The organism is Pseudomonas sp. Z2-11, from assembly GCF_054161305.1.
The window spans coordinates 2,076,815-2,100,872 of record NZ_CP096395.1 but is presented as its reverse complement, the minus strand read 5'-3'; the positions used below and the strand labels follow the sequence as shown (position 1 = coordinate 2,100,872).

The 24,058-nt window shown below is 56.6% G+C and carries 12 protein-coding genes and 1 pseudogene; 9 read left to right on the top strand and 4 right to left on the bottom strand.

The window, feature by feature from the left end; genetic code table 11:
• The first annotated feature begins 64 nt into the window (after positions 1-64).
• From M1E16_RS09435 to M1E16_RS09420, 4 genes are all read left to right on the top strand, one after another.
• A complete protein-coding gene (locus M1E16_RS09435; protein WP_458129727.1) occupies positions 65-2,083 on the top strand; it encodes a DKNYY domain-containing protein in 2,019 nt (672 codons plus the stop codon).
• A gap of 69 nt (positions 2,084-2,152) precedes the next feature.
• Positions 2,153-3,064, top strand: coding sequence for a transcriptional regulator GcvA (gene gcvA / locus M1E16_RS09430; protein WP_305495621.1), 912 nt, complete (start codon positions 2,153-2,155; stop codon positions 3,062-3,064).
• A gap of 68 nt (positions 3,065-3,132) precedes the next feature.
• Positions 3,133-3,960, top strand: a complete 828-nt coding sequence (locus M1E16_RS09425; protein WP_458129726.1) for an EamA family transporter — start codon at positions 3,133-3,135, stop codon at positions 3,958-3,960.
• 30 nt (positions 3,961-3,990) lie between these two features.
• Complete coding sequence (locus M1E16_RS09420) at positions 3,991-4,752, top strand: SDR family oxidoreductase (RefSeq protein ID WP_458129725.1); 762 nt, start codon at positions 3,991-3,993, stop codon at positions 4,750-4,752.
• Positions 4,753-4,854: 102 nt separating this feature from the next.
• Here the strand turns inward: M1E16_RS09420 and M1E16_RS09415 are convergent, their stop codons facing one another.
• The 4 genes from M1E16_RS09415 to M1E16_RS09400 all read right to left on the bottom strand — a co-directional run bounded on the left by M1E16_RS09415 (position 4,855) and on the right by M1E16_RS09400 (position 15,794).
• Positions 4,855-8,538, bottom strand: coding sequence for an RHS repeat domain-containing protein (locus M1E16_RS09415; RefSeq protein ID WP_458129724.1), 3,684 nt, complete (start codon positions 8,536-8,538; stop codon positions 4,855-4,857).
• Between the two features lie 97 nt (positions 8,539-8,635).
• Positions 8,636-11,536 carry a hypothetical protein gene (locus M1E16_RS09410; RefSeq protein WP_458129723.1) on the bottom strand — a complete coding sequence of 967 codons (2,901 nt, stop codon included), beginning with the start codon at positions 11,534-11,536 and terminating at the stop codon, positions 8,636-8,638.
• 31 nt (positions 11,537-11,567) lie between these two features.
• On the bottom strand, positions 11,568-13,943 hold the full coding sequence (locus tag M1E16_RS09405) for a hypothetical protein (protein ID WP_458129722.1): 2,376 nt from the start codon (positions 13,941-13,943) through the stop codon (positions 11,568-11,570).
• A gap of 60 nt (positions 13,944-14,003) precedes the next feature.
• Complete coding sequence (locus M1E16_RS09400; RefSeq protein ID WP_458129721.1) at positions 14,004-15,794, bottom strand: hypothetical protein; 1,791 nt, start codon at positions 15,792-15,794, stop codon at positions 14,004-14,006.
• A 258-nt stretch (positions 15,795-16,052) separates the two neighbouring features.
• Between M1E16_RS09400 and M1E16_RS09395 the strand changes: the two genes are divergently transcribed.
• The 5 genes and pseudogenes from M1E16_RS09395 (at position 16,053) to M1E16_RS09375 (ending at position 24,053) form a co-directional block, all read left to right on the top strand.
• A complete protein-coding gene (locus tag M1E16_RS09395; RefSeq protein WP_458129720.1) occupies positions 16,053-16,562 on the top strand; it encodes a hypothetical protein in 510 nt (169 codons plus the stop codon).
• A 56-nt stretch (positions 16,563-16,618) separates the two neighbouring features.
• A pseudogene (locus M1E16_RS09390) lies at positions 16,619-16,900 on the top strand (hypothetical protein); the annotation flags it as partial.
• A 658-nt stretch (positions 16,901-17,558) separates the two neighbouring features.
• On the top strand, positions 17,559-18,068 hold the full coding sequence (locus tag M1E16_RS09385) for a hypothetical protein (RefSeq protein WP_458129719.1): 510 nt from the start codon (positions 17,559-17,561) through the stop codon (positions 18,066-18,068).
• A gap of 57 nt (positions 18,069-18,125) precedes the next feature.
• The gene (locus M1E16_RS09380) at positions 18,126-23,207 is read left to right on the top strand and encodes an RHS repeat-associated core domain-containing protein (protein ID WP_458129718.1); all 5,082 of its coding nucleotides are present in this window, start codon (positions 18,126-18,128) and stop codon (positions 23,205-23,207) included.
• Positions 23,208-23,504: 297 nt separating this feature from the next.
• On the top strand, positions 23,505-24,053 hold the full coding sequence (locus M1E16_RS09375) for a fimbrial protein (RefSeq protein ID WP_458129717.1): 549 nt from the start codon (positions 23,505-23,507) through the stop codon (positions 24,051-24,053).
• The last annotated feature ends 5 nt before the right edge of the window (positions 24,054-24,058 follow it).

The following is a 24,058-nucleotide window of genomic DNA, read 5'->3' as shown; positions in this document are numbered from 1 at the left end:
GTGTGCTTCTGGCATGTAAAACCGTGATCATTGGCCAACCATCGAACGCTCAGGTCGCAACAACATGACAGACGTAGAGACGGCTATTGCTGAGTGGGAGCCGCTTGATCTCGAATGGCATCAGGGTTTCGCCTTCCTGGAAGGTGTGCTGCTGGGCGACGGGCAAGTGCCGGACGTGTACATCCTGCTCAGTCCTGAAGGCGCACACCCCGACGCGATAGCGAAAGCCGCCAGTGACGGGCGTTATCCGCCCTCGCCTCTGGTTGCCGGCCAGCCGGTCTGGCGGCATCGACGCAACCCCCGGGTTTTGCGTGACGCCTTGCGCGACTATTACCTGCTTCCCGCCTACCCACAGCGCTACGGTTATCACGCGCTCCAGAGCCTGGCGTTTCGGTTCGACAAAGCCCTGGAAAACCTTGGGCACCAATATTGGCGCGATGCGTCCGGCGCCTATTGGTTCGGCGAATACGCAATCACCGAAATCCTTCAGGCAAAGCCCGACAGCCTGGCCCCGGTGCCATCGTCGCCAGCCTCGGTGACTGCAGCCTCTGCCCTGTTCAGCGACGGGGTGAGTATCTTTCTTCAAGGCAAATTCATCGCCAGCGCGACGGCGCGGGTGCGTTATTGCAACCACCCTTCCTATCGAGTGATTGACGGCCAGGTCTACAAGGGTTTCAAACCCCTGCATCAGAAGGACAGCACCCCATTGCCAATCAGCAATCCGGACGACTTCCGGATGCTCGCCGAACGCTGGGGAACCGATGGGCAGTCGATCATCGTGCAGGCGCAGCAAGGTTCGAGCATTGCCTATGAGTACTTCTATCGCATCGACAATGCCGACCTGGCGACCTTCACCGTGCTTAACGAACGTTACGCCAAGGAACAGCAACGCGCCTATTACCTGACCGGCAAGACCCTGCGCTACGTTGGTGATTTTCGGCTACTGAAGAACTGCCACCCGGCGTTCGACGAGTGCGGCCGCGTGGTCGGCAGCAGCGAAAGCGAGGATGAGTATTTCGCCGTGGACGACCTGTACGTCTATGCCGCCGGGACGCGTCTGCGTGATGCCCATGGCCCAAGTTTCCGCCACTTGGGGTTCGATTATTATCGCGATCATCGGCACGTCTACAAACGCCAGAAACGCCTGGATGTCGACGTGGAAAGCTTCGTCGTGACTCAGCTCTGTGGCGATGATCTGGACTACTCGCCTGTGCTCGCAGGCGACAGGAAGGGGCCGCTGGGTTCTGGCGGAATCATCGATGCGGCCATGCAACAGGCATGGGCGCCCTACTTCGAGGCTCATCCGCAATTGCAGGGTTACTGGTGGCATCGTTTGCAAGCGCCGCCTGAAGCTGCAGAAGCGCAAGCAGAAACGCCGCCGTTAGAAGCCATCGGCCTCGGTTTCGAAGTCGGTCGCCAGGTGTATTTTCATGGCCGCGTTATCAACGGGCTGGACGCAGCAAGTTTCAAATTGCTCGACACGCACCTGTGCGGCGATGCCCGGGGGCTTTATCTGATTCCGTTTCATAACGCCGAGACGCAAGTGCCCGAACGGTTTTCCCAGGAGCCGGTTGAGCACTTCCGCTCACTCGGCGGCCCCTATCTCACCGACGGCAAAACCGTGTTCTGCCACCGGGTTTTCTATCATCCTCCCGAACCGATCCGTAAGGCCCAAGTGGCCACCTTCGAGTCTCGCGGGCACGGTTGGGCCAAGGATCGGGACGCGGTTTATTACTACGGCGAGGCGAAAAAAAAGCTGCATCCTTGCGACACTCGCATTCTCGGTACCTATGCCGTTAGCCCCACGCTGATCTTCTCGGAAGGCAAGTGGCTGGATGTGGCTTTCGAGCCTGACGAAGTTCGCGTGCCGCATCCCGATTTCCTGCAATTGGGTACACGCAAACTGTTCTGCCATCGGCGGCCACTGAGTGCCAAGCGTATCGACCTGAGCACCTTGGAGTTCCTGACGGAGCGTCATGCCCGAGACAAGCACCGAATCTACCACTACGACGGTTATGCGAGCCTGACCGAGGTCGATGAAGCGCATTATCAGCAATCCCTTCGTGAGCCGCCCCATTCATAGCCGCCGGCGATGTTCTATCATGAGCCAGCGCTCATGACGCGCATCCTCAAATCGCCGGATACCCTTCACATGAGAGACCTGCCGCCGACCGCTACATTACGAGCCTTTGAAGTCGCCACCCGCCATGCGACCTTTACCGCTGCCGCGCAAGAGCTGCACGTCACCCAAAGCGCGGTCAGTCACCAGCTCAAGCACCTGGAGTCCCTTTGGGGATTGCAACTGTTCGAACGTGGCAAGTCACTGCGCCTCACCGCCGCGGGAGCTACCCTGGCGCCCATCGTGCGCGAGTTTTTCATGAGCCTTGAAGCGACCCTGGGCGATCTGCGCGAGCAGAAAGGCAGGGTTCGACTCGAAGTCAGCACCACCTATTCCTTCGCACTGAAATGGCTGCTGCCCCGTTTGCCGAATCTCTCCCGCCTGCACCCGGAATTATTGGTCTCGCTGGACACCACCGACAAGATCATCCACTTCTCCAGTGCCCAGGCCGACGTGGCAATCCGGCTCGGCAAGGGCAACTACCCCGGCCTGTATTCGGAATTTCTCTTCGGCGAGCAGGTTTTTCCGGTGGCGAGTCCCGATCTGCTGCAGCGCTTCGGGACGCCACGCAGCCCTGCCGAACTGTTGCACTACCCGTTGCTGACCCGGGATGGCGCCGAGCTGGTGCCGAAATGGGAGATGTGGTTTGAGAAGGTCGGCCTGGAATTCTTGCCACTCAAGGAAAGCGTCAGGTTCGGCGACACCAACATGACAGTCGAGGCAGCCCTGCTCGGCCAGGGCGTTGCCTTGGTGCGCAGCGGGCATGTCGAAAGCGAAATCAGCGATGGCCGCCTGGTGCGGCTGTTCGACGTGCCATTCCCGTCACCGCTGGCCTACTATTTTGTCTGTCCCAAGGGCATCGAATCGCAGCCGCATATCGTCAGCTTCCGCCAATGGTTGATCGGCGAGGCATCGACCGTCCAACGCGCTTATGAAAATGCATGAGCTTTTACTCATGAAACGATGAGGAGACTTCGCTGTAGTACAGGCATCTGCGCCGCCTAGAATGGCGCATGCCTATCCATATCATCTCACTGGTTCTTTTCGCCGCGCTCCTGCATGCCAGCTGGAACGCCTTGCTGCGCGGCGGTGCCGATCGGCTGTGGTCAATGACGATCATGTGCATCGCCATCGCCGTGACCTGCGTCGTCGCCGCAGCATTCATGGTCCCACCGGCTGCCGCCAGTTGGGGTTATGCGGTGCTTTCAGCCGTACTGCACGTCGGCTACAACCTGTTCCTGGTGCGCAGCTACCGGGTCGGCGACCTGGGACAGGTCTATCCAATTTCCCGTGGCTCATCACCGGCACTGATCGCCCTCGGCGCCGCCGTCTTCGCCGGAGAAAGCATCGCCCCCGGCGTCCTGCTGGGGATTGCGCTGGTGTCCGGCGGGATCATTTCCCTGGCCTTCAGGGGCCGCAAACTGTCGGTGCCCAGCCTGCCCTACGCGCTGGGCACCGGCTGTTTCATCGCCGCCTATAGCGTCGTCGACGGCATCGGTGCCAGGCTCTCCGGCGCGCCGCTCGCCTATACCGTCTGGATGTGCGCCTTGTGGGGCGTGATGATGCCGATGGTCTACATCGGCCTGCGCGACGCACGCAGCCTGTTCTCTGTCCGCCCCGGAACATTAAGCGCCGCGGCCGGCGGGCTGGTCTCCTTGCTGGCCTATGGAATCGTCATCTACGCCATGAACGAAGCGCCCCTGGGGGCGGTATCGGCATTGCGCGAAACCAGCGTGCTGTTTGCGGCGCTGATCGGCGCCATCTTCCTCGGCGAGACACTCACCGCCCGCCGGATCCTGGCGTGCGTAGTGATCGTCAGCGGCACCATCATCATCGGCTGACACACCAACTGCTCAGGAGGGCTATTCACCATGGTCAACGACTCGCAGGCACCGCTGATCCTGATAACCGGCGGAGGTCGCGGAGTGGGCGCCGCCACCGCGCGGCTGGCCGCCGCACAAGGCTACGACGTCGCGATCAGCTACGTTGCCAACGAGCCCGCAGCGCTGGCAGTGGCGGCGGATGTAGAGGCACTCGGACGCCGCGCGCTGGCCATGCGCGCCGACAGTGCCGACCCCGAACAGGTCGCCGATCTGTTCGCGGCCATCGACCGCTCGTTCGGGCGCATCGACGTCCTGGTCAATAACGCGGGGATACTGTCGGCTCAGTCACGCCTGGAAGACCTTGGCTTCGAGCGCATGCAGCGCATCTTCGCGGTCAACTCCATCGGCCCGATTCTCTGCGCCCAGCACGCAGTCAAGCGCATGTCATACCGGCATAACGGCCCGGGCGGCGTGATCATCAACGTCTCTTCGGCATCGGCGCGCCTGGGCAGCCCCAATGAATACGTCGACTACGCGGCGTCAAAAGGCGCCTTGGAGACCTTCACCATCGGCCTCGCCAAAGAAGTGGCCCGGGAAGGCATACGCGTCAACTGCATTCGCCCCGGACACATCTACACCGAAATGCACGCCAGCGGCGGCGAGCCGGGGCGGGTTGATCGGGTGAAGGATTCGATTCCCATGGGTCGGGGCGGCCAACCGGAGGAAGTGGCACGGGCGATTCTGTGGCTGGCGGGTGGAGAGGCCTCGTTTGTGACGGGGACGTTTCTTGATGTGACTGGGGGGAAGTGAGTTCAGTGAGCAGGTTCCCATCAGCGCGCATAAATATTGCGTTGGCCACCCTGGAATCGGGTGGCCAATTCGCCGCCTTGGTAGAAGCGTTACTCTTCACCACTACCCGCGCTGAGACTCCGGCAGGCCGCTCACCTTGGTCAAGCGCCCAAGGGCGTCGTATTCGAGGCTGCGGTTTTCTTCGTCATGGATAAGGTTACCGTCCGCATCGTAGTCCAGCAGGATCTCGGCTGGATACGCCGAATCGCCGGTATTGGTCACTTTGCACAACTGCACCGGGTCGGTTGCACCGTAGGTATAGGTGGCTCGGTTGCTGCCGGTGGTAGAAGTGGTGATTACTCGGGTCAGGTTGTCCAGCGCATCAAATGCGAATACCTGCCTCGTAATGGCTTTGCCGTAAGGGTCCACCGGTGGCTGGCTTCCCTTGCATTCATAGAGCACTAGACGACCGCGTGGATCGTATTCATACGTTTCGTCGCGTAACAGTGTTGCGCCTTCGCACAACGTCCGCTGGATCAGTGCATCAACTTCGTTATAGACCTGAGTAAGTTGCTGCTCGGTTCCGTCGAGGTCGAAGGTGCGTTTGGTTTCGCGACCGAATGCATCGTACTCCAGAGTGATTTTCAGGCTTTGATCACTGGCGCTGTCCTGGGTATGAATAGTCGCCGTCTGGCCCAGGTTATCGTAGGTGAAGCTCGAGGTGGTTGTGCCCAGCTCAGTACGCTCCAGCCGCCCTGCCAAATCGTAGTGGCACTGCTGAGTCTGCCCGAGCACATCGGTGTAGCTCAACAATCGACCGTGTCGGCTATAGCTGTATTGCATGCTGTAGGATTCATCGCCCTGCAGGCGCTGTTCGTTTTTCAGCTCACCCGTGGTGAAATACTCACGAGTCAGTTCCAAGGCTTGCTCCTTGCAACTGACGAGGCGAGCATTTTTACCGTCGTACACATAATCGGCGGTGACATCATCAGGCAGCTTTCGCTGGCGAGGCTCCTCGCCCAACTGCGGCTGATAGGCATAGTGGATCAGCTGTTTGCTGGCGGTGGTAACCGTCGTTGGCTGGGTCTGGCCGGGCTTGTAGGTGAAGGTTTGCTCGCGCCCGCCGGTGATGGAGCGGGTCATGCGGTCCAGGCCGTCGAACTCCTGCTCGCCAAGCACGATATTGTCAACACTGATTCTGGTCGGTAAATCCCCGGTGCTGTGTGCGGCATAGCAGCGCTGAACCACGGCGCCTCCCGGCAGAGTGTTGGTGAGCATCCGGCCGAAAGCATCGTAGCTGTACTGCGTAACGGCGTCGCGGGCATCGATTTCTTCGCTGGTACGCCCAAGTCCGTCATAGCTGTACTGATGCAGACTGATGGGCGTTGCCTTGGGATCGAAGTTCTCGAAGCGCATGCTCCGGGCTGGCTTTTCGAACAGGTTGAGCCAGGCCACGGTCACACCGCTGATCATCGGCTCTGCGCCACTACCTTGCCGCCAACTGCGCTGAATCGGCCCTTTCGACTCAGCCGTGCCGATCGGGTCGTGTTCCTCATACTCTTTGACCCCGTCCGGACCCGTCACGCAACGCTGCGCCCCCCAGGCGTCGTATTCAAAAAGGCTGGTCAGCGGTACCGGCTGCTCGCCCTCCCAGTCGTAGTCGATTTCCTTGATCAGGTTGCCTAGCGCGTCGTAGATGCTAGCGTAGGTCTGACGAAAATCCTCGGCGCGCAGATTACTGTCGGCATTCTGACGTTCCTCGTAGATCGCCCGGTTGAGCCCGTCGAACCGTGTGCGGGTACTCACGCCTTTGACATCGATGGCCACTTGTTCGGCTTGTTGCCCGTCCACGGAAGTCAGGGTGTACTTATAATACCGAGTGGCTTCGAACTCCGCTTCTCCGGGCGCTACGGTTTCGCTCGTCACCCGGGTGAGAGCGTCGTAGGTGTAGCGGATTTTTACATCGTTGTCGTCACGGTTAAGCAGCGGCTCACCATGCAGCAATGAATCCTGCAAGGTCAGCACCTTCTGGACTTCATGGGTGCCCGCCACGTGGTCAAAACCGGTCAGGGTTTCGACAGTCTGTAGCACCGTTTCTCCAGCCAGCAAGCTGTCGGGTTTGCTGTATTGGTAGTCGGTGATGGTGCTGTTGTCTGGGGTGATTTTACTGGGCAGAGTTACCCGCTGACTTTGGGGGCGCCCGTGCAGGAAGGCATTGTCGGGTTCGACAAAACAACTGCGCAGGATTTGCTGTAATTGCGCTTCTGTCTCACCTTCGTCGCCGTTCTCTATTTGCAGCAGGGTCTCGCTATCCACCACCAACCAGTCCTTTAACTGGCTGCCCGCCAACGGCGCCAGCGCACTGTAGCGATAACGGGTGCGCAGGGTCGGCGCCTCACCGTTGCCCATTGGCGATGGCACGACGGTGCTGTCCTTCAGGTTGCGCACGAAACCTTCCGGGTCGGGCGGGCAGCCGTCGGCGCCCTCCCTGGGGTAATAGGTATAAACGGTTTTGATGCCGTCGGGTTCGACCTGTTCGGTCAGGTTGCCAGACGTGTCGTAAGCGGTCTGCGCGACCTCGTAGCGGTATTTGGTCGCATCGTTGTCCATCTCCCAACTGGTCTTGACTGCCTTGGGCAACTGGAACTGGGCAACCTGCTCCTCGAACGGCTTGTCCTCGGCGTAATAGGTCGTCGAGCCCCTCTTTACGCAATGGTCCTGGGTGGTTTTTTCTTCAGTCAGCAAATGAAAGCGGTTGAAGGTGCGATCAACCCGGCGCACCGCCTTGCCGTCGGCCATGAGCGTGGCACTGGTGCCGTATTCATAGGTGTGGGTGACGGTGTAGAGATTGTCCAGACCTTCGACCCAGCTGAGAACGGCGCCGTTGCCGAGGAAGTTATGGCCATTGTTGAGAGGGTCATAACTGTAGAGCACTTCCATCATCGGCTGGCCGAAACCCGGATCAGTGCGATGGCGGGTCACCCGTGGCAGGTTAGGGCGCTGGGCGCTGCCAGGATAGGGATGGCCCTGGTCCTGGTAGTCGATGGTTTCATGGCCGCCGACGGGCGTCTTGACGTCCCTGATGCAAAGGATGCCGCGGATCGGCTCATAGAGGAAGCGCCAGGAGGCCTTCTCGTCGGTCGGTAACACAATCTCATCGACCCAGCCGTTGGTCAGTTTGAGCTCATAGCGCGCCAGTGGACCGCCGTCAGGGCCGTCATAGGGGCGCAGGAGTATTTCGACCGATGTATCGCTGGGGCGGTTGATCCGCAACAGTTCGCCCTGGGCATCGCTGATGGTTTCCAGGCGCTGACCACCCCGAAAAGCGGCGTAGGACAAGCTGACCATGTGGCCGGCGGGCGAATAAAGCCTGGCCGGCAGGGCCACCTTGTCGGCGCCGCTGCCGCCGGTTTCAAGCACCTCGATCAGCCCGGATTTGTGCAGCACGCGATAGGTGCCGTCGCCGTTGTTTTCGAAGTGGAAACTGTCGAGCTTTTTTTCCTTGATATCCGGTTTATCGCCGCTGCCGGTGACCTTGTAGGTTTCCCCGGTACTCAAGGCCAGGATGCTGTCGTTTGGGGTGAACTGCGACAGGTTGAGGTTCCAGCCGAGGCCGAAACCGGAGTCCAGGACGTTGATCGGGTTGAAGGCCAGGCCCAGTGGGACGACCGGGCCGCAAAGTTCGTTGCACTTGATCTCGGGAAAGTTGATGGACACGGTGTATTGGCCGGTACGCGGGTCGACACCGTTTTGCAGGAAACTCATGAAGTTGAAGGCTTGGGAGTGGACAGCGCTGGAACTGGTCATCTTTCATGTACCTATTCTGTCTATAGAGTAAATCAACCAGACGACCGCAAGTCACACGGCGCCTGGCGCGACGCCGGGAAACTTTTTATCGGACGTCTTACACTAACGAAAGAATGAGTATATTTCGGCTGTCAGTGCGCGAGGACGCTTCAAAGGAAATCTTCACCTTATGCCGATTACCGTCTTCATCCAACAAGACAAATATAACGCCCAAATCCAATAATTTCCGATAAAATTTGTGCTCATCACCATTCGCCATACCGTCATGCCAATACTTCATATCGTCCGTACGGTGCAAACTGACAATCAGCTCACCCGGCGCAGGTTGTTTATCGCCTTCGAATGAAGTTTTGAGCGTTTTTGCATATCCCCTTGTCAATCTCCAGAAATAAAGATCGAACGACAGCCCATCCGGCGCGAGACTGTCGCTGTTATCATAGTTCGCAGGACGAAACGCATAACCGGTATAACTAAAAAACATTTCATCGAGCAGTTCGCTTTCCCACTGGATCGTCGAAATGTTTTTCTCGATGAGCAGCGTCGCAAAACCAACAGGGTAAATGCCTTGGCGACGATAGCTCAGCCGCCAGTAATCAGTGGACTTTAGATAGTAGCTGAAATAGTCCGGTTCCGGGTTGCCGGGCTCATCATGACCGGCACTGTCCTGGAACGCACGATCGCGCACAAACTCATAATCACGAATCGTCGGCGGGGTAGGTCTGATCCCCTTTACGGTAATTTCATAGTTTTCGTTTGAATTGTCAGTCGAATTATGAGTTGAACCATCAGCGGCTTGGAACCGAGCAAAAAAAGTACGGCTCTCCGCAGTGGCAAGGTGAATATAAAACTCCCTGAAGCGTACACCATTGTTTTTTGCTACAGGTGGCGCTAATGCGGGCGTTTGCCCAATGCCGGCAGGGGAATAATATTTGAAGCGGTTTCTTTTTTTATTAACCGCCCATTGAATGCCACTGTCGTACTCAATCCCTTCCTGGGCGAGGCGGGTAAAGGGAACTTCGGCACCCGTCAACTTGTCAACCAGCCTTAATGTTGACAGCTCCACGTCGCTGACGGGAATATAGATCTCCTCGCCACCCATGTTGATCGACTTGGTCTTTATTGTGATGATGACGGGAATTTGCTGCAAACCATTAGAATAGCATTGGTCCTGTCCACCGTTAGCGATAATTGAAAACTCGTCGAGTTCCGACCATCGTGGTTCCGCTTCTTGTCTTTCGGACAGTTGGATGATGCTGTAGCCGCTACGCCCTCGAGGGGCAGTGCACTTCACTACAGTGAAGAGCGACGTCATTTGCGCGGGGGGAGTAAAAACACCCTCCTGGCTCACTTCCCCCTCACCAATGACGCTCCAGACACAATCTTCCGGCCACTCCCAATCGGCCCGCAATTGAACCGTCTCCGAAAGGCTGATCGAGGGCACAAACGGCGGGTCAATTGCCAACGTTTGCTGTGACTTGAGTAATACTATCGTTGCCTCGATAGTCTCACGGGTACTTTTGTCCAGCACCCTGATTTTCTGAACCACCAGTGGTTCCGCCAGCGAGATGGGAGGCTTATAAACAGCATGATTGTTATCCATGACCGTCAAGAGACCTTCCGCAGGCGTGAGTGTGGGCCAGACCAAATCCCCGCCGCTCAGCGTGGTCGCCGACAGCTGAATCGGCGTGGCGCCGGTACCGATGCCGCTGGTGCATACTCTCGGGGAGATACTCATGCTTTCGAAAACCGACAGTACCAACGCCGAACTGATGCGCTTCCGATCTTCCATGGAATAGCCGGCAGTTACCACTGTGGGCAGCTGCTCCTTGCCCATCTTTGATTGACTGAGCGACGTATACACACCGCCTTCTTGGGTAATAGTGCCCACCGACAGTGGACTGATCGGGTTGCTCACACTCCACTGAACATCATTGATGACGCTGCCGTCACCCGCACGGGCGGTGAACTGTTGAGTTTTTTCGCCCCTGAGGCTGATAAACGGCGGCTCAATCGTCATGCTCTCGGGTGTTGGCTTGATATTGCCCAGCACCAGAAAGTCGTGCGGTTCATGCTTGCCGTCGGTGCTCTCGATAAAGACGTTCTCGCCGGGGAACAACAGGTTTTTGAGCACGTCCAGTTGCGTCTCATTGAGCAGATCAATCCAGTCATGGTTCAGCACCAGCGAAGCCGAATACAGGTCTTCGCCGTCCACCTGATCATCCGGTATCAAGTACGGGAAACCACTGCCTTCCCCCGGAATGCTTCCATTTTCATCGCTGACTTTCAGCCGGATGAAAACCACCACGGCGCCGTCGCCATGGTTGGGCGCCAAAGGATTTTCGGCACCGGGGGCCTTTTGCGTACTAAGGTAGTAACCCGTCGGGCTCAAGGGGTTATAACCACTGAAATTGAACAGGCCCAGTTCAAAAGTCCGTTTATCCACTGGCTGCACAGCCAGGAGCCCCTGAATGAATGCGCCGATTTTCTTCTGGACGCCCGGCAGACTCCCCAGATTGCAGGTCATCTCAGGGTCTGAGGCCAGATCCAGTGTGATCCGGCCCTTTTTATCGACTTCGCCCTCGAGCTGATCCAGGTCAATTTTCATCTCGACCTTGAAGCCCAGGTCTTCAGAAATACTGAAGCTGGACATCAATCCGGGGACTCCCAGTACCGGCCGGCTCATGGCCGAGTAGGTACCGGCGATGATATTCATGGTCAACGTGACGCGGTGAGAATTGAGCGATGCCGATTCGAACGATAAAACCGGTTTGCCCAGAACGAGAGAGTCCAATGTCACGGACTCGGTCCCGTCATCCGTCACATCGAATTCACCGCTGAGCGGCGGTAGTTGTCGGGACTCATTCAACCAGGCGAGGTACTGTGTTTCCAATAAACGATTGAGTTGGGCACGACCGAATACCGCGATCGCTCCCCAGCCGTGACACACCGAGACCCCGTTCATATGGCTTAATAAACTTTCCAGCGAATTAACCGACATGATCATTCTCCGATCAAATTGACAAGGGTACTCATTGACTATCGGTGCTTAGCATTCGAATAGTTTCCGGCACGCTGAACAACGGCACAGGCAAAAGGATGAAGCCCTCATCCGCGGGCCGCCCACGGAGCGGCGGGACGTAGGCGGTGACAACGGCAAACCTGTGTTGCCCCTCAGGATCGATGGTATAAACGCCTGTTGCTGGATTGACCTGACCTGAGCCTTCCAACAGTGCCCATTTGAGCTCTTCTGTAGGATCTACAGGCTCGTCGTTGCCCCAATACGCTTTCAATTGAACCTGATCCGACTGTAAAGCGGCCGATTCATCAAACCTCACGGTGATGGAGGGCACTCCATGCAGGACCAGTACCTTGGCTTTCTCGGTTATTCCAGTCCGTGTGTTTTTAACGACAATATTATCTACACTGAATAACCGCTCTTTGTTTTGAGGACCGGGATAGTAGGTGTGATCCCCCTCCTCTTTATCGCTTGGGCGCACCGTCGCGCCCGAACTCGGATCTTCTACGGACCATTCCAGTCCGTCCCCATTCAACGCACCGGCCGACATTTCACGCCCCAATGAATCTGCGGCACCGCAGATCTGAATCAACGGGTTGACGGAAAGGGGACGCGGCAGCACGCTGACCAGTGCCGAACTGGTATGGATACCGTCCGTAGCCGTGACCTTCACGCGGGTCTGGTTACCCTCGATCTCAGCAACGGTTGGTGGGGTGTAAAACCCCGACGCCGGGTCTTTGAAGGCCCCTGGATAGGCAGTGCTGCCGAGAATGTTTTCCACTGTCCAGGTCAGGCCCTCGCGGGGAGGCTCGGTTGTGAACGGATAGTCAGTGGTGTGACTGATCACCGGCTCCAATGGAACGATGCTGAAAGCGGTTTGCGTAGGGCCAACCTGACCGAACAGCGCCAAGTCGCCGGTGCAATCGACGCGCTCGAACCGTACAGCGTTGTCGCCACGGAACAACAAGCTGTTTAGCGAGAAGACGTTGATATCGGCTGCTGCAGCGCTGAATTCCTCCACAATTGAATCTAGATGGCCCAGAAGTCTTTCGTTGGTTTTAGATCTTATGTCATTGAAGTGTGCCTCCACCCGATCGTCACCTTCATAATATCCAATTCCAACACCCGCATTGACTAATGTATCTCCTTTTTTTACGCCAACAACCCCAGGCCCCTCCATAATAAAATTAAACACCCAAACGCCCATCCAACCAGATGTTATGTTATACAAAAAGCCGAGACCATCAGTTTTACACGGCTGTTCTTTATCCCCCCTCCACTCAATATCAATCCCCCCCTGAGTCCCTGGCCCCCGTCCGCCATCTGGTAAGAGACGGAGCCTAAAGCTCGCATTACCAGGTGTAGGGTTATCAGTACCACCAGTATCGTCACTAAAATTTACAATTAATGAAACCACCTCGAACTTGAAACCCTCATAACTAAAAACATGAGCATAGCTCCCGCGCCCCCCTCCACAAGACATCTCAGTATAATTGCCTTTCTGCTCCAGAACTGCCCGAAATGGATCCTCATGAGTGTGTATTCGCTTGACTGCTTCAGCACATATTTTGCTCACTACCATCTCATGGCCAAGTAGTACCGACGCCGAATACCCCTCCGGCAGCAAATATTCCAGGTCGGTAGACTCCGCAGGGTATGTCCCGTTCTTCCCGCCCTCCATCGTGACAAAAAGCAGTACGGCACCCTCTCCTTGATCGTCCTCGGGGTTCGCTCCTGGCTTGGCATGGGTGCGAATAAAAAATTTCGAAGGCTTTAAAAACTGATCAGGCTTAAACTTCACCTCGTTCAACACAAAGGTCCGTTGCGCCTCAGGCATGCCGATAAATCGCTGCTTGAAGCGTGCACCGGCAACCTTGCGCAGGTGCTCGGTTTCGGCGTACGTCAATCGATATTCAGTGCCCTCGGCCAAATCCAGTTTCACAGTCCCGGCTCCATCCACTGTGCCTTCGGTTGCCTTCAGCTCGATTTCCGCCAGCAGTTTCGGCCCATCCAGGGCATCTTCCTGAGCAATTTTGGTGACGTTCCATTGCTGTGCACCCAGCGGTTTTTCAAATGTCAGGTGAGCGCCACCTATGACTGTCATGCTCAACTGTGCTTTTGAGTCGAGCAAATTCGAATTGATAAACGATAGGCGCGGACTGTCCATCAGATAGTTGGAAATAAATTCTTTTTGGGTAGGCGTCGCGTTGTCGGCGATCTCTTCGGTAATCGGCTTCATATAATCTGACGTACTGAACCGACCTATGTATTCCTGCAACAGTACAGTATTGGTCTTGGTCCGGTCGTAGGCGACAATGGCGTCCCAACCGAGCGTTCGCGGTTCTTCCTTTAGCCACTCCAACAGCGTTTCGACTGAATTGTTTTTCATGATTAAATCCTCATCGACTTTCGAGTTGACCGACTGAATCAACAGTTAGTCAAAGCCAACTCAACGGGTTAAGTTAAGGTTTGTATCGTTGAACGGCACCTGGGTTTCGCCCCCATCGAAACTGACTTTTGCCTTGAGCGTAAACTTTTCATTCAGCTTTAATGATTGCAAAAATGCACGATTCAATTTTTCTTTTATTACTTTCTTGCCAAACTCCTCCGCTGTGACCGGCACCGCATTACGCACAATGATTCGCGTCGAACCGCCGCCTGCCTTTACACCGCTGGCTTCAATTGTGAGTTTCTGATCTATGGCCATGAACGGCCAAGCCATGGATGGCGGTTTGCCGATAACAAGATCCGCGCCCTCAAGTGGCACGCTGGTCAAGGACAGGGTCAGCGTGCCTTGCGCCTGGGTGCACTGAATGTCCGGATATCTTGTCGAGGCCAGGGGCTCGATACGCAGGTTGAATGATCCGGAAGGCTGGCCTGGCGGGGTCACTCGATAGAAGACCTCAAAGCGCTTGTTTTCTTCCGTCGACATATTGGCCGCAATCGCGGTGCCAGGAATAAAAAACCGCTTGCCTGAGCCTCCAACGGGGTCTGTCGCTACGTACCGGCCACCGTTGGGGTGGCCGTCCCAGTGCATCTCGACCTGCGCGCCCGGGCCAATCGTCGCCCCTTCAGGTACGTTGACATAGGCACCGTTGGGGTCGGCCGCCAGCCAGCCCCTGTGTTCGCCCTCCGCAGTGGCGTTTTCCACAATCGGCGGCGGCAAATCCAGAGGCACGCTTATATCCAATAGCAGTGGCTCGCCAGACTCCGCGGCATCGACGCGTGCATATTGATAGCTCACCGTCACCTGCGATCCGCTGTTGGCCGACACCCATTGGGGCTCGAGATAGAACTCAAGGATGCCACTGTCGAGAGTCGATAAATCGACTCGCAACGACTTGATCACACTGTTGGCGTCCCGATTACCTTTCCAATACATCAACACCACGTCACCGTCCTGAATAGCCCCATAGACAGGTATGATTTGCAGTGTGAGCCCTTCGTCCCCGGGGGTAATCGGGCCTCCCGCGTAGTCTTTTATGGTAATCACAGGCAGCAGCGCTGAGCCGGGCGGGACGATCTGAATGGTTTGCATGGGGGAATCGCTTGGCCGGCCCAGCCCATTGGCATATTCGATGCTGTAGCTGATCTCGGCATACTGGTCGGGAATGCCGATCACTTCAGAGAGGGGTACATTGAATATCAAAGGCCGGCCAAGGTGCTCGGCTGCCAGTTCCTTGCTTTCCTTATAGGGATTCTCAGGCACCCCTTCATAATATCCTTGCCAGGTAAACGTCACTTTATCCCCAACCGTCATGGCCTGATAAGGCGGCACGACGGCTGTGGCCCCGGCAGAACCTATGAGATCTGGATCAAGCGCAAGCCCATGGGACTCTTTGATTTGCGGGACGGCGAGTTGCGCTCCTTTCACTGGCCGCTCGCCGACATAACAGAAAATTCGCCGCGATTCCGGCCGGTCGCTCGCAAGGCCCACGGAGTAGGAATAAAACGCCCAACCTTGATCCAGATGCTTAAGCACATCATTGGGAACAAGCACGGGCATCCCGAGTTCAGGTGTGTAGCCGTCCTCAGTCGTCACGTCCACTCGTGAGTTGGCAAAATCAGCCACTTCGCCTTGCGCACTGCACCCTCGCCAATTGGGCCAAAGCACGTCGTTAATCGCAATGGCGTCATATTTGATATAGGTCAGCAGTGGATCGTCCCCCAGTTGCTCGAGATCGATCCAGTCGCCGCTCCGTAAATCGGGTATTGTCGGGGGCTGCAATAATTCCGCCATTAGTTTAATTCCTTAATCTGCCGGGTCTCGATCATATTCAACTTTTGGATGTGGCTCTTTTTACGCCTCTGCCGCTCGCCTGACCACTAACAGAACTACTAGGTGGCCAAACCCTGAATCGTTGATATTGTTGATGTGTCAGCGGACCCATGATTTTAGCGGGCGCGTGTCACAAGTTATTGGCGCGACAGTATTCGACGCGCAGAAACAGCTCAGCGTTCGCTACCCCAAGCTCAACTTGAAATGAGGCACACACCCATGAATCACGTCAAAGCGGCTGTTTTCGGGCTATTACTTGCCAGCCACATTGTCTATCCCGAATCTACCCTGGCAGATGCAGTAACTCCCAGCGCGCGAGGAACAATTATATTGAGGGACAAAGAAAACGCTTCCTGTTCGCTAACAGCCCCCGAACCGGGCAAAACAGTGGTGTATGATTTTACCGGGGATAAACCTTGTAAAAGTGACTGGACTCGAACAGTGCAGTTCGCGGATTTCCCTTCCGCCACTGTTATTTTGATGACCGACGGGAACAGCTGCAGTAAGGACACTCCGGACCAATCTTTCTGGCTGGAAATCAAAACGATAAAAAAGAACACGTTCAGCGAAGTCATCCCGATTGAAGAGCTCGATATTTTTTCACCCGGCCAGATTATCGAGTCGGGATTGCAACTCCTCGGAAAATTTCATGATCCAGGAGAGCCGATCCGCGATCGGTTAGGGTGTGTAAAAATCACGACATCAGCCGCCCCACCCGCCCAGCCTTGAACCTCACTTCTGTCACGCCGGCCTCCGCTCGTTTTTTTATTCACGAGACTTATCAAATGACCAGTTCAACTGCGGCGCACTCCCAAGCCTTCAATTTCATGAGTTTCCTGCAAAACGGTGTCGACCCGCGTACCGGCCAATACACCGTGTCCATCAACTTTCCCGAGATCAAGTGCAACGAACTTTGCGGCCCGGTCGTCCCACTGGGCCTGGCCTTCAACCCGATCAACGTCCTGGACTCCGGTTTCGGCCTCGGCTGGAACCTCAACCTGTCGCAGTTCACCCCAAACGACAGCATCCTGGCCTTGAGTACCGGGGAAACCTACAAGGTCACCGGCAGCCCAGTTATGACCTTCTCAACAATGGCCACAACTTCCTCGGCAACGGCGCCGTTGTCACCCACACCTATGAATACGGCACCCGTGCCACGCTCATGGCCGACGGCAAGCGGTGCGCCGGGTTGATCGCACCTTCAACCGCTTTCATTTGCTGGCTGAAGAAAAAACCACCCAAGACCATTGCGTAAAGAGGGTCTCGACGACCTATTACGCCGAGGACAAGCCGTTCGAGGAGCAGGTTGCCCAGTTCCAGTTGCCCAATTGGGCCAAAGCACGTCGTTAATCGCAATGGCGTCATATTTGATATAGGTCAGCAGTGGATCGTCCCCCAGTTGCTCGAGATCAATCCAGTCGCCGCTCCGTAAATCGGGTATTGTCGGGGGCTGCAATAATTCCGCCATTAGTTTAATTCCTTAATCTGCCGGGTCTCGATCATATTTAACTTTTGGATGTGGCTCTTTTTACGCCTCTGCCGCTCGCCTGACCACTAACAGAACTACTAGGTGGCCAAACCCTGAATCGTTGATATTGTTGATGTGTCAGCGGACCCATGGTTTTAGCGGGCGCGTGTCACAAGTTATGGCGCGACAGTATTAGACGCGCAGAAACAGCTCAGCGTTCGCTACCCCAAGCTCAACTTGAAATGAGGCACACACCCATGAATCACGTCAAAGCGGCTGTTTTCGGGCTATTACTTGCCAGCCACATTGTATATCCCGAATCTACCCTGGCAGATGCAGTAACTCCCAGCGCGCGAGGAACAATTATATTGAGGGACATAGAAAACGCTTCGTGTTCGCTAACAGCCCCCGAACCGGGCAAAACAGTGGTGTATGATTTTACCGGGGATAAACCTTGTAAAAGTGACTGGGCTCGAACAGTGCAGTTCGCGGATTTCCCTTCCGCCACTGTTATTTTGATGACCGACGGGAACAGCTGCAGTAAGGACACTCCGGACCAATCTTTCTGGCAGGAAATCAAAACGATAAAAAAGAACACGTTCAGCGAAATCATCCCGATTGAAGAGCTCGATATTTTTTCACCCGGCCAGATTATCGAGTCGGGATTGCAACTCCTCGGAAAATTTCATGATCCAGGAGAGCCGATCCGCGATCGATTAGGGTGTGTAAAAATCACGACATCAGCCGCCCCACCCGCCCAGCCTTGAACCTCACTTCTGTCACGCCGGCCTCCGCTCGTTTTTTTTATTCACGAGACTTATCAAATGACCAGTTCAACTGCGGCGCACTCCCAAGCCTTCAACTTCATGAGTTTCCTGCAAAACGGTGTCGACCCGCGTACCGGCCAATACACCGTGTCCATCAACTTTCCCGAGATCAAGTGCAACGAACTTTGCGGCCCGGTCGTCCCACTGGGCCTGGCCTTCAACCCGATCAACGTTCTGGACTCCGGTTTCGGCCTCGGCTGGAACCTCAACCTTTCTCAGTTCACCCCAAACGACAGCATCCTGGCCTTGAGTACCGGGGAAACCTACAAGGTCACCGGCAGCGGCGATAAACCGGATATCAAGGAAAAAAAACTCGACAGTTTCCACTTCGAAAACAACGGCGACGGCACCTATCGCGTGCTGCACAAATCCGGGCTGATCGAGGTGCTTGAAACCGGCGGCAGCGGCGCCGACAAGGTGGCCCTGCCGGCCAGGCTCTATTCGCCCGCCGGCCACATGGTCAGCTTGTCCTACGCCGCTTTTCGGGGTGGTCAGCGCCTGGAAACCATCAGCGATGCCCAGGGCGAACTGTTGCGGATCAACCGCCCCAGCGATACATCGGTCGAAATACTCCTGCGCCCCTATGACGGCCCTGATGGCGGTCCACTGGCGCGCTATGAGCTCAAACTGACCAACGGCTGGGTCGATGAGATTGTGTTACCGACTGACGAGAAGGCCTCCTGGCGCTTCCTCTATGAGCCGATCCGCGGCGTCCTTTGCATCAAGGACGTCAAGACGCCCGTCGGCGGCCACGAAACCATCGACTACCAGGACCAGGGCCATCCCTATCCTGGCAGCGCCCAGCGCCCTAACCTGCCACGGGTGACCCGCCATCGCACTGATCCGGGTTTCGGCCAGCCGATGATGGAAGTGCTCTACAGTTATGACCCTCTCAACAATGGCCATAACTTCCTCGGCAACGGCGCCGTTCTCAGCTGGGTCGAAGGTCTGGACAATCTCTACACCGTCACCCACACCTATGAGTACGGCACCAGTGCCACGCTCATGGCCGACGGCAAGGCGGTGCGCCGGGTTGATCGCACCTTCAACCGCTTTCATTTGCTGACTGAAGAAAAAACCACCCAGGACCATTGCGTAAAGAGGGTCTCGACGACCTATTACGCCGAGGACAAGCCGTTCGAGGAGCAGGTTGCCCAGTTCCAGTTGCCCAAGGCAGTCAAGACCAGTTGGGAGATGGACAACGATGCGACCAAATACCGCTACGAGGTCGCGCAGACCGCTTACGACACGTCTGGCAACCTGACCGAACAGGTCGAACCCGACGGCATCAAAACCGTTTATACCTATTATCCCAGGGAGGGCGCCGACGGCTGCCCGCCCGACCCGGAAGGTTTCGTGCGCAACCTGAAGGACACCACCGTCGTGCCATCGCCAATGGGCAACGGTGAGGCGCCGACCCTGCGCACCCGTTATCGCTACAGTGCGCTGGCACCGTTGGCGGGCAGCCAGTTAAAGGACTGGTTGGTGGTGGATAGCGAGACCTTGCTGCAAATAGAGAACGGCGACGAAGGTGAGACAGAAGCGCAATTACAGCAAATCCTGCGCAGTTGCTTTGTCGAACCCGACAATGCCTTCCTGCACGGGCGTCCCCAAAGTCAGCGGGTAACTCTGCCCAGTAAAATCACCCCAGACAACAGCACCATCACCGACTACCAATACAGCAAACCCGACAGCTTGCTGGCTGGAGAAACGGTGCTACAGACTGTCGAGACCCTGACCGGTTTTGACCATGTGGCGGGCACCCATGAAGTTCAGAAGGTGATGACCTTCCAGCATTCGCTGCTCGTCGGTCAGCCGGTACTGATGCCTGACGTCAACGATGTGCAGACGCTTTTTCGCTACGATGCTTTGGGTCGGGTGACGAGCGAAACCGTAGCGCCCGGAGAAGCGGATTTCGAAGCCACTCGATATTATGAGTACACCCTGACTTCCCTGGACGGACAACAAGCCGAACAAGTGCTCACCGATGTCAAAGGCGTGAGTACCCGCACACGGTTCGACGGGCTCAACCGGACGATCTACGAAGAACGCCGGGACGTCGACAGCAGCATTGGCGCCGAGGCATACCGCCAGACTTACGCAGCTGCCTACGATACATTGGGCAACCTGGCTCGGGAATCCAGCTTCGACTGGCTTGGCGACGAATCGTTAGGGCTGACCAGCCGATTCGACTACGACAACTGGGGCATGCAGCGCAGTGTTATCGGCCCGGACGGCGTCACAACCATCAGCGATGTATCGCCTTTCGGAGAAAGCGGCCCGATAGAGCGCCACTGGCAGGAAAGTAACGAGCAACCGCCCACGGTGAGTAACCTGAGCGTGAGCGAGTACAACCGCTTCGCCAAACTGGATTCAGTCCAGCGACTCGACGCTCAACAGCTGAATAATCAGCTCCGAACGGTTCAAAGTCAGGGTGACAGGCCCAGCGTGGTTCAATCCCTCGATGCCTTGCTGCTGAACGCAGAATTGCCAACAGTCGGGTCGATTCGCTATGCCTATGATGGTCATGGCAGTTGCATCCAGCAAATCGAACTGCTGGATGACCTGGAACGTACGACAGGCTACGAATACGATGCCTGGGGGCGGATGCTGTGCACAACGCTTCCCGACAAAACGTGCGTCAGCCGTACCTTTGCCGAGCATTGCTCGGGCGAGTTACCCGTCGCCTTGGAGGTAACGTCTGCAAACCCGGACCAACCGTCCGTCATCGTTGGCCAGCAAACGTTCGACGGTCTGTTGCGGCTGACCCAACTCACTGTCGGCCCACGAGTGGAACGCTACAGCTACGCTGGCGGCCAGATGCAAATCTGTCAGCGAGTCACACCGGCCAACAGAACGTTCGATTACGAATACACGTTGAGCCTGACAGAGCAGCCCGTAGTCATCAACACATCCGAGGACAACGCGTCCTACATCTACGATCATAAAAGCGCCAGTATCACCAAAGCGGAAAATGACCAGGGGAGTCGTCAGTACCAATACAACGCCGCCGGTCACCTGCTTAAGGAAAGCTGGACCGATACTGAGGGTGCCAAGGAAACCCACTACGTCACATCCTTGCAAGGGCGGCAACTAAGTCGCGGCCATACCGGTGGAGCGGAAACCTTCTATGCGTATGACGACTACGGGCGGGTGAAGAACGTCACTCAAGGCACACTGCAAGCCGAATTCGAGTACAACGCTCTGGGCCGCCCGAGCCGCACCACCACACGGAACCTGGACACCGACAATAAGCTGGTGACTGACATTGAATACGATACCCTGGGCCGGGAAACCAAGCGTACCCTGAGCCTGACCGACCAACCGCCACGCACTATCACCCAGACCTGGCTGGCCGATGATCAGTTACAGGGTCGGCATCTGGAAATGGATGGACGCAGCCTGCTCAAGGAAGAATTTTCCTACGATCTGCGCAATCGACTGATACAGCACATTTGTTCGGGCGCGACCCTGCCCAAAGATGCCTACGGCAATGCAATCGAGAAACAGGTCTTCTCATTCGATGCACTGGACAACATTCAACGCTGTATAACGTCATTCGCGGGCGTGGAAAAGCCCGATGTCGCGCGCTTCACTTACTCGGAGGACGATCCATGCCAGTTGCTGAAACTTACCCATACCTACACTGAAGGCGGCTACACAGCCAGCCAGACATTCGAGTACGACGCTGATGGGCGCATGCTCAATGATGAGCAGGGCCAGCGTCTGAGCTATGACAGCCAAGGGCGCCTGCTCACGGTCAAAACCGCTGACGAGCAACAGACGCTCGGCACCTATCGCTATGACGGGCACAACCATCTGATCGCAATACGTCAGGGTGATCAGAGCGAAACCTTGCGGTTCTATCATGGCTATAACCTGAGCCACACCATTCAGGACGATAAGCACATTCAGTACTTCCGCCATGGGGATCTGCCACTGGGGGAGCAACAGCTCAATGACCATAATCGCACCTTGCTGCACTTGACCGACGCCAGCCCGAGTGTCATAGGCGAAAGTCTGCAGAACGGACTGCGCACGGCCGTTTACAATGCCTACGGCGAACGCAGTGCTAATGATGAACTACAGAGCCTGCTGGCCTTCAATGGTGAAGTGCGCGAAGAGACCCATGGCTGGTACCTGCTGGGCCGTGGCTATCGGGCCTACAATCCAAGACTGATGCGTTTTCACAGCCCGGACTCACTCAGCCCGTTCGGTGCCGGTGGGGTCAACCCTTACGTGTATTGTCTGGGCAATCCAATCGCCTTTCGTGATCCAAGCGGCCATCGACCCAATCGTCCCGAAAGCCCTTGGTATATAGACCCCGTCGAAGAACCGAAACAGAGTTTTTGGCAGAAATGGCTTCCAGTTGCAGGTCTGATTATCGGTTTTGTCGTCGCAATCGCGTTCACCCCCTTCACAGGCGGCCTGTCTCTGGGCCTCGTTATCGGCGCAGCCGGAGTTGCGCTCAGCGGCGTAGCGGTCGGAGTCGGTATCTATGCCACTGTTGCAGAGGACGAGGATGCAATGACCGCCGCCACGTGGCTGTCGATTGCCGGGGCTGTCGGATCCGTCGCATCCGGAGTCGTGACGAAAGTAGCAGCGAAACTGGCAGTCAGGGCTTCCGCGAAAGCTGCGGCCGCCAGCATAGCCAAGAATGGGGGGGCGGTTGCGTCTCTGGCGAAGGGAGGGATGAATATGCGTGGACTGGCCGCATCTGCCAGAGCGCCTAGAACTGTTGGACCTGCCGGAGCTGGAGCTGGGCCTCGGGGCGTCGCTGGGCCTCAGGGAGTCGCTGGACCCCAGGGAGTCGCTGGACCCCGGGGCCCCGCTGGACCTCAGGGCCCTGCTGGACCTCAGGGAGCCCCTGGGCCTCAGGGAGCCCCTGGTTCAAAGGGAACAGCGAAATCAGCCCCTTCCCCAACATCTCCAGATTCTAATGGAATCAGAGCGGTTAACCCCCCTAATACAGGAACACATCTCTCTCTTGGCGGATACAAAAGAGGGAGCGACGGTAATTGGAACTGGACAGGGTACACATCAGAAACAATACATCTGCCTCTACTGACCGCTTCTTGACAAGCTAATAATCGGCGCGCCCAAGCCCTTGACTACTGGAGGTATCCTCGCCACCCGTAGTCAAGGGCGTTTGCAGCGTTGAATGCGTCCCCGGTTCACGTCGCCAAGTACCTGCTGTTACAACAGCCCCGCAAAACTGAGAGTTCTCTCATATCCCCAACCGCTCCCCCTTCATAGAATCGCCTCCCATCGAGACAACGCAACATCCCTGACTTCCCTCCCACCTTGCAGTGCAACAACGGCACTGTCTCGACCTTAATTACCGCCGCGCACTGTTTCGATAAAAGGATTTACCGTTTGAAAAAGTCTCTACTCGTACTTTCCCTCGGCCTGGCTGCCGGCCTGGCGGGCACTCCGGTTTTCGCCAATACCGGCACTATCAACTTCGAAGGCAGGATCACCAGCAGTACGTGTCCGATTGAAGTCGTCAATCCGGAAGATGGCTCCATCGGCAACCAGGTAAAAATGGGCAGCATTGACGCCAGCCGCTTTACCGGTTCGGGCCAGGAATACAGCGGCAAGAGCTTTGCCTTACGCGTGACCGGCGGCCCTGGTTGCAACGTAACAGCTGGTAGCACCGCCAACGTCACGTTCAACGGCACCGCCGATCCATCCGGTTCGTATTTCGCGGTCACCCCCACCGCTGATGGCGCCAAGGGTGTGGCCATCGTGCTCAAGGATAAAAGCGGCACGGCGATCGCTCCCGGTGCAGCCTCTGCTGATTACGACCTGAACGATAGCGGCCCAACCGACATGGTGTTCAACGCCTATTACCGGTCGATCGCCATGCCAGTGGAACCTGGCGCGGCCTCGGCCGATGTCCAGTTTGTCGTCGCCATCAACTGATACCC